Here is a 12,178-nt window from a genome sequence, read left to right on the forward strand (position 1 = left end):
ACTCTCCCTCTCAATCATCTTTTGGCAGTGTCCTCGCGCGCGGCCGCTTTGAACCATCCGTCACGGAGCGGCTACGCCGTGCGACGGATCGCGGATGTCGTGCAGCTCGCCGGACGCAAACAGCGGGGCAGGTTTCCGCTTCCTGCGGACCCTTTTTGCTATGGGCCTAGAGATTGGCTGCTCATTCTCAGCAAGATTGCGATGGACGACCAGTAGCAGGTCATGCAGCGTGTCGGCCTCGGCGGGCGTGAAGTTGCCCAATGCCAGTGTGTTGACCGCCCGTGGCACCCACCCAATCGCCGCCTCCAGTGTTTGGCCGAGGTCTGTCAGGAAGACGAGGGTCTCGCGCCTGTTCAGGCTATTGGTCTGGCGACGCACGACGCCGATAGCTTCAAGCCGTCGCAGCGAGATGGCCACAGTTGCCTCGCAAAGTTCGAGGCTTTCGCTGAGCTGGTGCTGAGCGACACCGTCGGCGATCCAGAGCGCGCGCAGAACCGCCAGCTGCCCCGTCGTTATTCCGAACGGCGAGGTGCGCCTTTCCACCGACGCTGAAAATCGCCGGAAGATGATCCGTGCCATATAGCCGATGCTGTCCTCGAGCCCGGAGAAGCGGTGCAGGCGGGAACGATCGGAAGATGACATCAGAGAAGCTGCGAATTTGGCGCGAGCCCGACGAGCGCCCGTCCATGGAGCTCGGTCGCGACATCAAGATCGTAGACGATATGGCTCTGCATCACCTGCACATCGCGCAGAAGTCGCTGCATCGGGTTATCGAGCGCATGAACGGACGAGCCGACCGCCTCGCAGCAAGTGCGGATAGCCTCGACGCACTGCTGGACTGCGATCGCGATCTCGGCGCGAAGGCGGATGCGTTCGGTCGTCTGTGCCGGTTCGTCGATCGCGCCGATGGCGATGTTCTCGCGCGCCGAGGCGCGAATGGTCCGCTCGGCGGAGCGCGCCAGAAGGTCGGCGCGCGCGAGGCGCATCTGCGCAGCCGGCTTTTCGACGCTGGTCGTCGTGCTGCCGAGCTTCGTATGCGCCTGCAGCCGCTGCCTGCAAAGCGCGATCGCTTGCCGCGCCGCGCCTAGCGCCGGTATCGAAGCGGTCACGCAAAGATTGGGGAGCATCGGTGAGCCGTAAAGTCCCGCGCCGTAAATCGACCGGCCATTGCCCCGGCCTGATCGCACCGGCTGCACCTCGAATTGATAGCCTTCCGGAACGAACAGGTCCTCGACCCGCATATCGTTGCTGCCCGTCGCGGCCATCCCGGCCATCTGCCAGCTATCGATGACCTCGACCTGGTCTGCAGGCATCAGCATCATGCGCACGATCGGCGGCCCGCCGTCGACCGGCTGAAGTGCGTTCAGCATCACCCAATCGGCATGCATGACGCAGGTCCCCCACTTCCAGCGTCCCGACAGCCGGAAGCCACCGTTGACGGGGGTTGCCGTCCCGGGCGGGGATGCGGCGCTCGGGGCGATCACATAGGGCGTCTGCTTCCAGACCTCCGCCTGCGTTGCCTCGGGATATTGCGCGATCAGCCAATTATGCTCGGCCGCAAAACAGGCCGTCCAACCTGTCGAGGGACAGCCTTCTGCAATCGGCAGCGTCGCGCTGATATAGGTGTCGGGGTCGAATTCCAGCCCGCCGAACCGGCGCGGTACGTACATGTAGAAATATCCGCTCTTGCGAAGCGCGCTCCATACCTCGTCGTCCGGTCGCCGGGCTGTCTCGGCATCTGCTGCACGCGCCTCGATAAGCGGTTTGAGCGCACGGACGCGTTCGATCAATACCTCCGGCGTGATCGCCGCGAGCTCTTCCGGCGACAGGAAATCGTCGCCCGCTGGGATGCGGCGGTCGGCCAGGCTTTCGGACATCAATCTCTCCCTTATACAGTCACACGATAAGACGCCCCGCTTCTAAATGTCAACTAGGTTGACAAAAATATTGCGCGTGCCATGAAGGGGGGCGATGACGACCGATGCTCCTTTTCTCGATCAGGGCGCAGGGCTGCGCGCGGCGTTGCGTATTCTCGCGAGGCCGGTCGCCGTCGTGACCTCAACCCGCGGCGAGAAGAAGTTCGCTATGGCAGCCACCGCCTTTTGTGAGGTCAGTATGGACCCACCGACGATGCTTCTTTGCATCAACCGTTCGAACGCGACCCATGCTGCGGTGGCAGAGGGCTCGCATATCTGTCTCAATCTGCTCGCCGAGGATCAGGGCGAGGTCTCGCGTCGGTGCGGCGGCGGCGTGCCCGCGGACGAACGCTTCCTCGTGGGCGACTGGCGGCATGACGAGGGTTGCCCGCCGCGGCTTGCCGATGCCTGCGCGAGCATCATGCTGAGGCCGGTCCGGATTGTCGAACATGCGACCCATTCGGTGGTGATTGGCGAGGTTACTTCGACAGAAGTACGGTGCCACCTCCTCCCGCTCGCCTTTCACGGTGGCGGCTATGTGCTTCCGCTGGCCAGGGCTGCGCTCAATTTGGTTGCGAATTCGGCGCATGTGGGCGATGCGGGCGAGATGCGCGACGGTTTCCTGATGCTCGATGTCATGCGGGCTTTCTACTGGTTCGACGAGGGCCTCCAATCGGCGTTGCGGGCACGTGGATGGGAGGAGGTCTCGCGTTCACAGTCCATGGCATTCGCCAATATCGCCCTCGGCGTCCGCCGCCCGATCGACCTTGCGCGCAACCTCGGCATCACGCGCCAAGGCGTCAGCAAGATGCTTCAGGAAATGGTCGAGCGCGAGTGGATCGCTATCGAACCCGACCCCACCGACAAGCGGGCCTCCATCGTCGTTTTCAGCGAGAAATCGCAGCAGTTGCGGAACGACGCACTCGAGATCCTCGCGAAGATCGACAAGGACCTTGCCACGCGCATCGGCCGCAGGACCTTCGAAACCCTTCGTGCAACGCTCGCGCGGGATTGGGGGCCGCCACCAGAAATCACTGCCGACGCTTCTGCTCAATAACCGGCAAGGTTGCCCTTGCCGCGAAGCTCGTAGCTGAAATTCGATGGCTGATAGGGAAGCATCTTGCTGTTCCACCCTTCGAACGCCGCCTTCAGCCGCGCGAAGGACGCGGGGTCAGCGGTCTTGAGGTTGGCGACTTCGCGCGGATCGGCCTCGACATCAAATAGAAATTCGTGGCCGCCCAGCGAGAGATATTTGATCTTGCCCGCAAGCGCGGCGCACTGATCCTGAGCCTTGTGCCGCCAGAAGAGCATGCGGTCAGGGCCGATCGAGGCATTGAGCAGCGCTGGGAGGAGGTTGTGCCCGTCCAGTGCGGGGCAATCGTCCTCGACAATGCCCGCCGCCGCGAGCAGGGTCGGCACCCAGTCCATCGTGATCTGGACGAGGTCGCTCCGCGTCCCCGCTGCGATGCGGCCCGGCCAACGCAGCAGCGTCGGCACACGGATGCCGCCTTCGAGCAGTTCCCCTTTCATCCCGCGCAGCGGCCAGACTTTCGAGAAACGTTCGCCGCCGTTGTCGCTAGTGAAGATGACGATGGTATTGTCGGCCTGGCCATTGGCCTTGAGCGCGGCTAGCAGCTGGCCAACGCCCCTGTCGAGGCTCCGGACCATCGCCGCATAGACCGCGTCGGAGCCGCCGTCATAATGGAAGGAATCCCGGATCCTGTTCGCGACGTCCTCATCCTCGGGCCCTTCCCACGGCCAGTGCGGCGCCGTGTAATGGGCGCTCAGGAAAAAGGGCGACGAGGTTTGCGAGAAGAGCCCAAGTTCTTCGACGCAGCGCTCAGTAATGAGATCGGTCAGATATCCCGTTCGGTGGATCTCGGTCTCATTCTCCCACAGATCATGCTTGAATTTGCCCCGGATCGTCATCCCGTGCGCGAAATAGTCTGCACCGCCCTCATAAATTCCGAAGAAGCGATCATAGCCGCTCTTCCGCGGTCCATATTGCGGGAGGCCGCCCAGGTGCCACTTGCCGACCAGCGAGGTCGCATAGCCCGCACGTTTTAGCATATCCGGCAGCGTCATCACGGCATCAGACAAGCCTAGGGCGGGATTGACGCCAAGCGGTTCGTCAAGCCCGGCTGGCAAGCGATACTGATATTGGCCGGTCATCAGAGCAAGGCGGGTTGGCGAGCAGACGCTGCTGTTCGCATAGGAGCGGTGCATCGCTAAGCCCCCGGCAGCAAGCGCATCAAGCGCCGGGGTTGCGAAATCGTCGCGGCCAAAGCAGCCGAGATCGGCAAAGCCCAGATCATCTGCAAGAATGAAGAGAATATTGGGCTGATCCTTGCCCGGCGGGCGAGAAGCTCCTCCCAATAATCCGGCGACGGCCGTGGTGAGACCCGCCTTCATCATGCTTCGCCGAGCCAACATCGATTCTTCTCCCAACCCGTGATCTTCCAAGCATTTCCGTTGCATTCGCGGTGTCGAGAGCGTCGCGCAATGTGGAAAATATGTCAACCTACTTTACAAATAATACTTAGAAGTCTAAATGAATCTCGGCAGCTTCGCGCACCCGGGTCAACCGGGGCCGCTGCAACGTCGGGCGCACGCTATGCGGCCGGTGCCATGGAGGGAGAGAGACATGAACTGTGTTGCAACGCGTATCCACCTGCTCCGCGCCGGCCTCATGGCGTCCGCGGTTGTCGCCCTGACGCCCGTCGGCGCATTTGCACAGGAAACGACCAGCCAACCGGACGCGGACGGCGGCATCATCGTCGTCACCGCTCAGAAGCGGGAGCAGGACATACAGGATGTGCCGATTTCGATGACCGTGGTTGGCGGCGAAAAACTCCGCGACCTGGGTATCCAGGACTTCAACGAGCTCGACCGCTACGTCCCTAATTTTTACGTGCAATCAACGCCCGGCAATAACGCATTCTACATTCGCGGCATCGGTTCCGCGCCGGGCAATCTTGCTTTCGAGCAGACGGTCGGCCTGTTTGTCGACGGCATCTACGGCGGCCACGCGCGGCAGTTCCAGGCACCGTTCCTTGATGTCGAACGGATCGAGGTATTGCGCGGCCCGCAAGGCGCTCTCGTCGGAAAGAACACTAGCGCGGGTGCGATCAGTATCGTGAGCGCCCGGCCGACGCGCGATTTCCACGCTACAGCCGAAGGAAGCTATGAGTTCGAGCAGAGAGGGACCCGCCTTTTCGGCGTCGCGTCGGGACCTGTCAGCGACGCGGTAAGCGTCCGCATAGCCGGCCAATATGAAGACAGCGACGGCTATGTCGAGAATACGCAGCTCGGAGGGATGGAGCCCAAGCGCAAGAGCCTGTTCGGCCGGGCGTCGGTCCTCATCGATCCCGGCAATGGCGCCGATCTGCTGATTCGAGTCGAGGGCGGCAAGGTCGACCTGACCGGTAACGCGGTCGAGCGCTACACGACGCCCGACGACCCCGACCTTCGCCGCGCGACCAGCGGCTTTCCTGGGTTCATGGACAAGGACTTCGACAATACGAACAACGTCAATGCGAGCGCGACGGCCAACATCGACATCGGAGATCATGTCCTGACGTCGGTTACCGGCTACTCGGCTTATGACTTCGAGAAGAAGATCGATTCCGACTTCGGCCCTACACCCGCCCTCGCGTCACGCTTCGCGGAAAAGTTCAGCCAGATGTCGCAGGAGATCCGGATTGCCTCCCCGACAACGGGCCGTTTCGAATATATCGTCGGCGGCTATGTCCACATTAATGACTATGATCTTTTCGGTTCGACGCTAATCGCATTCGGCCCTTTCAACGGGCGCTCAGACCGCGCATTCCGCCAGGAGAATTTCGCCTGGTCGGGATTCGGCAGCGCGACTTTCCACATGAACGACCACCTGCGGCTTCTCGGAAGTCTTCGGTACACCTATGACCGGAAGGAAGCGACACAGCAGCGGACCAACACGGGCGTCGTGCAACCCACGTGGATTGTCACCCCGCTGTCGGGCCGCCGTATCGAAAAGGAATGGGATCCGTCGGTCACCATCCAATGGGACATTGCGCGCGATGCGATGCTTTACGCGTCATATGGCCAAGGTTCGAAAGCTGGCGGCTTCATCGGTGCTCAGTCGACGACGACTCCGGCACAATTCCAGATAGAACCGGAGCAGGCGGAAACATATGAAATCGGTGCGAAGCTCGCACTTTTCGATCGCCGTCTGCGCTTCAACATTGCCGCCTACCGCACCGATTTCACCAACCTGCAAGTCTCGTCGTTCGACGCTTTCAGCAACAGTTTCATCACGAGCAACGCGGGTAAAGCCCGCAGCCAGGGTGTGGAAACCGATTTCACCTTTCAGATCGTCAACGGTTTCTCACTCAACGGCTCGCTTGCCTATCTCGACGCAAAATATCTCGATTTTCCTGGAGCGCCTTGTCCGTTCACCAACCCGGGCTGCATCCCGGCGAATAACAATGCGGCCGGCGAGCCTCTTCCACGGTCGCCCAAGTGGAGCGGAACTCTCTTCGCCGATATAGTTCTTCCGATCGGGGGCAACCTTGAGTTTCTTGCCAATGGAGGCGCGACTTTCAGGAGCCAGGCATTTCTTGAAGAGTCGTACAATCCCGCCGCAGCGCAGGAGAGTTACGCAAAGTTCGATTTGCGGCTCGGGGTACGCCGCGCTGACAAGCGATGGGAGATAGCCGTTGTTGGAAAGAATCTTACGGATGAGCTGACGGCGGGGCACGCGTTCAATACGCCTCTCGCAGCAGGCATCGTGTCCAAATATGTCCAGCCGCCTCGCACCATCGCGGTGCAGTTGCGGTTACAGTATTGAAGCATAAAGACAGGCATCAGCTTGTACGCACCGCTTCGTGCTGATGCCTGTCAACCGTCTGCATAGTCATTTCGCAGTGACCGGATTTTGGGCATGCCTAGGAAATGGAGGGGACAAATGTATAGCCTGCTTCGTCCGCTTGCCTTGAAGCAGGCCGCTAAGCAGACCGACAGCAAACGGCCAAAATCGTCATCATAGGTGTCCCCGCGTTCGCAGGAATGACGGGCTATTGATTTGCCAGTTTCTGCAACAAGGCCGCACTTTCCGCATCGGCCGGGAAGAACGCTTCGATCGCGAGCTCCGACAGCGTAATATCGACCGGGGTTCCGAAGATCGTCACGGTCGACACGAAGGAAATCCGCCCCGCGATCGTGTCGAGCACTAACGGCACGGCAATTCCGCTCACAGGCGCCCCGCCATTGTCATTCGCCTCGACCGCATAGCCGGCGAGTTCCTCGCGCAGCGCGATCAGCCCGGCGTCGCCGCTCGCCTCGATCTGCAGGTCGATCCGGTGGAGGATATGCGCGCGCCATTCGCCATGGTTGACGATCTGCGGCGCCAACCCCTCTGGGTGCAGCGCGATGCGCAGCACGTTGACCGGCGGCGCCAGCAGGGCGGGGGAGACCTGTTCGATCAGGACCGCGATCGCCCCGTTCGCCGCGATCTTGTTCCAGTGCCGGTCGACCGCGAGCGCGGGATAGGGCTCGTGGCCCTTCAGCACATGTTCGACGATGGCGCGCATTCCGGCCATTTCGGGGCTGTCGAGCGGCCGCTCCCGATAGTCGGGCGCATAGCCCGCCGCGAGCAGCATCGCATTGCGCGCGCGATGCGGCACCTCGAGGCAGTCGGCAATGCGTCCGAGCATCGCCGCGCTCGGCTTCGACCGCCCCGTCTCGATGAAGCTCAGGTGGCGCGTCGAAATCTCGGTATCGAGCGCGAGGTCCATCTGACTCATCCGGCGGCGGGTGCGCCATTCGCGCAATTGTTCGCCCAGCGTCGCGACTTGCATGATCGTCTCCTTCGTCCGGAGAGCTATACCTCCGCCTTCCTGTTTTCCATTACCTCCGGCGTAATCGACGCCATTCACTTTCGAGTCCAGTTTGAGGGGGTCGAAAGGAGAACCCACATGTCGATCCTCAACCTGAAGAACATCCTCGTCGCCGACGCCATCACCTGCGGAGGCGTTTTTGCCATCGGCCTCTTCGCCGCCGCGCCGGTCGGCGCGCTGCTCGGGCTGCCCGAAAATGTCGTCGCGATCGGTGGCTGGATATGCCTCGCCGCCGCGCTCCTGATGATCGTTGCCGCGCGGCAGGCAGTGCCAAATCCGGCGCTGGTCAAACTCATCGCACTCGGCAACCTTGGCTGGGTCGCGGCGAGCTTCGCGGTGGTCGCAACCGTTGCCGCGCAGATGACCGGCCTCGGCATCGCGGTCGTCGTAGCACAAGCCTTCGGCGTGCTCGGCTTTGCCATCCTCGAATGGAAGGACGCGGGCGCACCGCGCTCGCTCGTCGTCTGACGCGGTGCGCTAACTCAGCGCATCGAGCCGGGCGAGATCGATCCCACCCGGCACCAGCATCACCGGGCAGGGCAGCGATCCCGCATCCTGTCCGGTGAAGAAGGTAACGAGCGGCCCCGGTGCGCCGCTCGCTGCCGTCGCGAGCACCAGCGCCGCGATCTCGTCATTCGCGCGGATCACCTCGCACACCACCTCGGCGGGCTTGCCCGACTTGACCATCACCTGCGGCGTCACGCCCGCTTCCTGCACCACCGCATCAGCGGCAGCGGCCACCAGTTCCTCGGCATGCTCGCGCGCCTCGGCCTCGATCGTCGCCTGGACGCCGCCGAACGCGACGAAATCCTGCGGCGGGATGATCGCCAGCACCATCACGCCGCCGCCCGTCCGCGCCGCGCGGCGCGCGGCAAAGCGCAGCGCCAGCGTCGCTTCCGGGCTGTTGTCGATCACCACCAGATATGTCCGCATCGCCCCGACCCCTCGTGTTTTTGCTTGGGGCAAAGAGTGCGTCACATTCGTATGAAACGCAAGTTGGCCCGCTAGACCTTGACCGACGCAGGGCTTAAGGCGAGGAACAAACCGTAGCGGCAGGCGACGCCTGCGAGACTGACGCCCAAAGTTCAAAGGGACACGCCTAACCATGCCAATCGAACTGAAAATGCCCGCCCTCTCGCCGACGATGGAGGAAGGCACCCTTGCCAAATGGCTGGTCAAGGAAGGCGACACGGTCAAATCGGGCGACCTGCTCGCCGAAATCGAAACCGACAAGGCGACGATGGAGTTCGAGGCGATCGACGAAGGCGTCGTCAGCCAGATTCTCGTCGCCGAAGGCACCGACAATGTGAAGGTCGGAACCGTGATCGCGGTGATCGCGGGCGAGGGCGAAGATGCCGGAAGCGCAAAGGCGGCTCCGACGCCGGCTCCCGCCGCCGAACCCAAAGCAGAGGCACCCGCGCCCGCCGCCGCACCGGCGCCTGCTCCCGCGGCGGCTCCGGCTCCTGCGGCAGCTCCCGCCGCATCGGGCGATCGCATCAAGGCGAGCCCGCTCGCCAAGCGCCTCGCCGCCGAACAGGGCATTGACCTCAAGAGCCTGACCGGCACGGGACCCGGCGGCCGTATTGTGAAGGCTGACCTGGAAGGCGTGCCCGCTGGCGTGGCAGCAACCGCCGCGCCGGCTCCCGCCGCCGCCGCTCCAACAGCAGCAGCCCCCGCACCGGCCACCGGCGGCGCGATCCCCGATTTCGGTATCCCGCACGAAGACGAAAAGCTCAGCGGCATGCGCAAGACGATCGCGCGCCGCCTGACCGAGTCGATGCAGCAATCGCCGCACATCTACCTGACCGTCGACATCCGCCTCGACGCGCTGCTCAAGCTGCGCGGCGAGCTCAACGCCAGCCTCGAAAGCCGCGGCGTCAAGCTCAGCGTCAACGACATGCTGATCAAGGCGCTGGCGGTTGCGCTCGAACGCGTGCCCGCGTGCAACGTCTCGTTCGGCGGCGATGTGATGCGCAAGTACAGCCGCGCCGACATCTCGGTCGCGGTCAGCATCCCCGGCGGCCTGATCACCCCGATCATCGTCGACGCTGGCGGCAAGTCGATGTCGAAAATCTCGACCGAAATGTCCGAGCTCGCGGCGAAGGCGAAGGAAGGCAAGCTCCAGCCCAATGAATATCAGGGCGGCACCGCCAGCATCTCGAACATGGGCATGATGGGGATCAAGCAGTTCACCGCAGTGATCAACCCGCCGCAGGGCATGATCATGGCGATCGGCGCGGGCGAGAAGCGGCCGTACATCGTCGACGACGCGCTGGCGATCGCGACGGTTATGTCGGCGACCGGCAGCTTCGACCACCGCGCGATTGACGGCGCCGACGGCGCGCTGTTGATGAAGACCTTCAAGGAACTGGTGGAGAACCCGCTGGGGCTGGTGGCGTGATCGGCGTTGAAGTAAAAGATACCAACGATTCAATAATCTACCGATCCCATCGCGCTCGTTGGTCGCTTACAGGTTCTTGGGTCTCAATTGGCCCGTCCGATGGAAATGGAAGAGGCCCGTTCTTTACAGTTTACCTTCCTTTATCTCTTCGTGCTCTTCCACGCCGCGGCACGATCGCCTCTTATGTTGGAGAAGGTAAGCTAGGATCTGTGAGCATGTGGGGCGGTGCTTTAGCTCGAGATGGAGGTGGCCATCATGATTTGGACAAAGTTATTGCAGCGAGCAAGGTGCAATCGATGGAGTTAAATCTCATGCTGGATGTCGTTCTGGGTAAACCTCATTTAGATTCCTTTCAAGGTGGGCGCCCTTGGCTGTCCCCAGGAACGAAATACACGATCAATGTAACCGTTCCGCTTGATGATTACGCCGAGTTTTCTGACACACGCAAAACAACCGAAGCTTGGCGTAGCCTTTCTATGCGTTTGAAAGAAAATTTTAATTTTGACTTGGCTCCTTGGGAGAGCATTGACTGATGCCTGAAAACTACGACCTCATCGTCCTCGGCTCGGGCCCCGGCGGCTATGTCGCGGCGATCCGCGCGGCGCAGCTTGGCCTGAAAACCGCGATCGTCGAGCGCGAGAATCTTGGCGGCATCTGCCTCAACTGGGGCTGCATTCCGACCAAGGCGCTGCTGCGTTCGGCCGAAATCTATCATTATATGCAGCATGCGGGCGATTACGGCCTGATCGCGCAGCAGATCAGCGCCGACATCGACGCGGTGGTGAAGCGCAGCCGCGGGGTCGCAAAACAGCTGAGCCAGGGCGTCGCCTTCCTGATGAAGAAGCACAAGATCACCGTCCATATGGGCGAGGGCAAGCTGACCGCGCCGGGCAAGCTGGAGGTGAAGGGTGAGAAGGGGATCGAGACCCTGACCGCGAAAAATATCATCGTCGCGACCGGCGCCCGCGCCCGCGACCTGCCGTTCGCGCCCGCCGACGGCAAGCGCATCTGGACCTATCGCCACGCGCTCGTCCCGCCCGAAATGCCGAAGAAATTGCTCGTCATCGGATCGGGCGCGATCGGGATCGAGTTCGCGAGCTTCTACAGCGATATGGGCGCCGAAGTTACGGTGGTCGAAATGCTCGACCGAGTTGTTCCCGTCGAAGATGCCGACGTCTCGGCCTTCCTCGAAAAGGCGCTGAAGAAGCAGGGCATGACGATCCACACCGGCGCGGGCGTCGAGGAACTCAAGGCGACCGCCACCGGCGTCACCGCGAAGATCAAGGCGAAGGACGGCAAGACCCAAACCGCCGATTTCAGCCACGCGATTGTCGCGATCGGCATCGTCCCGAACACCGAGAATATCGGCCTCGAAACGCTCGGCGTGAAAACCACCAAGGGCCATATCGACACCGACGCGATGTGCCGCACCAACGTCCCCGGCATCTGGGCGATCGGCGACGTCACCGCGCCGCCGTGGCTCGCGCACAAGGCGATGCACGAATCGGTGATTTCGGTCGAAGCGATCGCGGGCAATCATCCGCACGCGATGGACCCGCGCAACATCCCCGGCTGCACCTACTGCCGCCCGCAGATCGCCAGCGTCGGCCTGACCGAGGCGAAGGCCAAGGAGCTCGGCTACGAGGTCAAGGCCGGCACCTTCCCCTTCATCGGCAACGGCAAGGCGATCGCGCTGGGCGAAGCCGAGGGGTTCACCAAGACCATATTCGATGCAAAGACCGGCGAACTGCTCGGCGCGCACATGATCGGCGCCGAGGTCACCGAACTGATCCAGGGCTATACGATCGGCAAGACCGCCGAACTGGTCGAGGATGATTTCATCGGCACCGTCTTCCCGCATCCGACGCTGAGCGAAACGATGCACGAAGGCGTGCTCGCGGCATTCGGACGGCCGCTGCATATTTGACCAGCTTTTTTCGTCAGTCCCGCGAAAGCGGGAACCCAGCGAGCGGACGTTGCAACTG

At 62.3% G+C, this 12,178-nt stretch carries 11 protein-coding genes; 6 read left to right on the forward strand and 5 right to left on the reverse strand.

What is annotated here, in order from left to right; all coding sequences use genetic code 11:
- Positions 1-60 precede the first annotated feature (60 nt).
- A complete protein-coding gene (locus tag ACREBX_RS07615) occupies positions 61-642 on the reverse strand; it encodes a MarR family winged helix-turn-helix transcriptional regulator (protein WP_431561147.1) in 582 nt (193 codons plus the stop codon).
- On the reverse strand, positions 642-1,877 hold the full coding sequence (locus ACREBX_RS07620; protein ID WP_431561148.1) for an acyl-CoA dehydrogenase family protein: 1,236 nt from the start codon (positions 1,875-1,877) through the stop codon (positions 642-644). Before ACREBX_RS07620 ends, ACREBX_RS07615 begins: the two co-directional genes overlap by 1 nt.
- Positions 1,878-1,971: 94 nt before the next feature.
- On the opposite strand from ACREBX_RS07620, the gene ACREBX_RS07625 reads away from it, so the two are divergent.
- Positions 1,972-2,973 (forward strand): flavin reductase, encoded by a 1,002-nt coding sequence (locus tag ACREBX_RS07625; protein ID WP_431561149.1) that lies wholly within the window; start codon positions 1,972-1,974, stop codon positions 2,971-2,973.
- Here ACREBX_RS07625 and ACREBX_RS07630 read toward each other — a convergent pair.
- Entirely contained in the window at positions 2,967-4,349 is a 1,383-nt protein-coding gene (locus ACREBX_RS07630; RefSeq protein ID WP_431561150.1) for a sulfatase family protein, read from the reverse strand. The genes ACREBX_RS07625 and ACREBX_RS07630 overlap by 7 nt on opposite strands.
- Before the next feature lie 211 nt (positions 4,350-4,560).
- Between ACREBX_RS07630 and ACREBX_RS07635 the strand changes: the two genes are divergently transcribed.
- The gene (locus ACREBX_RS07635) at positions 4,561-6,744 is read left to right on the forward strand and encodes a TonB-dependent receptor (protein WP_431561151.1); all 2,184 of its coding nucleotides are present in this window, start codon (positions 4,561-4,563) and stop codon (positions 6,742-6,744) included.
- A gap of 226 nt (positions 6,745-6,970) precedes the next feature.
- Here ACREBX_RS07635 and ACREBX_RS07640 read toward each other — a convergent pair whose 3' ends face one another.
- Complete coding sequence (locus tag ACREBX_RS07640) at positions 6,971-7,753, reverse strand: helix-turn-helix domain-containing protein (protein WP_431561152.1); 783 nt, start codon at positions 7,751-7,753, stop codon at positions 6,971-6,973.
- Between the two features lie 117 nt (positions 7,754-7,870).
- Here ACREBX_RS07640 and ACREBX_RS07645 point away from each other — a divergent pair, with 117 nt between their 5' ends.
- Positions 7,871-8,260: a hypothetical protein gene (locus ACREBX_RS07645; protein WP_431561153.1), complete on the forward strand. Its 390-nt coding sequence runs from the start codon at positions 7,871-7,873 to the stop codon at positions 8,258-8,260.
- 9 nt (positions 8,261-8,269) lie between these two features.
- On the opposite strand, the gene ACREBX_RS07650 is transcribed toward ACREBX_RS07645, so the two are convergent.
- Positions 8,270-8,725 carry a universal stress protein gene (locus ACREBX_RS07650; protein ID WP_431561154.1) on the reverse strand — a complete coding sequence of 152 codons (456 nt, stop codon included), beginning with the start codon at positions 8,723-8,725 and terminating at the stop codon, positions 8,270-8,272.
- Positions 8,726-8,897: 172 nt separating this feature from the next.
- Between ACREBX_RS07650 and ACREBX_RS07655 the strand changes: the two genes are divergently transcribed.
- Genes ACREBX_RS07655 through lpdA form a run of 3 tightly spaced genes read left to right on the forward strand, consistent with a single transcriptional unit; the run spans position 8,898 to position 12,120 of the window.
- The gene (locus ACREBX_RS07655; RefSeq protein WP_431561155.1) at positions 8,898-10,193 is read left to right on the forward strand and encodes a pyruvate dehydrogenase complex dihydrolipoamide acetyltransferase; all 1,296 of its coding nucleotides are present in this window, start codon (positions 8,898-8,900) and stop codon (positions 10,191-10,193) included.
- A complete protein-coding gene (locus ACREBX_RS07660) occupies positions 10,190-10,726 on the forward strand; it encodes a hypothetical protein (protein ID WP_431561156.1) in 537 nt (178 codons plus the stop codon). The genes ACREBX_RS07655 and ACREBX_RS07660 overlap by 4 nt, the downstream gene beginning before the upstream one ends.
- Positions 10,726-12,120 (forward strand): dihydrolipoyl dehydrogenase, encoded by a 1,395-nt coding sequence (gene lpdA / locus ACREBX_RS07665; protein WP_431561157.1) that lies wholly within the window; start codon positions 10,726-10,728, stop codon positions 12,118-12,120. The genes ACREBX_RS07660 and lpdA overlap by 1 nt, the downstream gene beginning before the upstream one ends.
- The last annotated feature ends 58 nt before the right edge of the window (positions 12,121-12,178 follow it).

The sequence above is a fragment of the Sphingopyxis sp. genome (genome assembly GCF_050725655.1).
Lineage (GTDB): Bacteria > Pseudomonadota > Alphaproteobacteria > Sphingomonadales > Sphingomonadaceae > Sphingopyxis.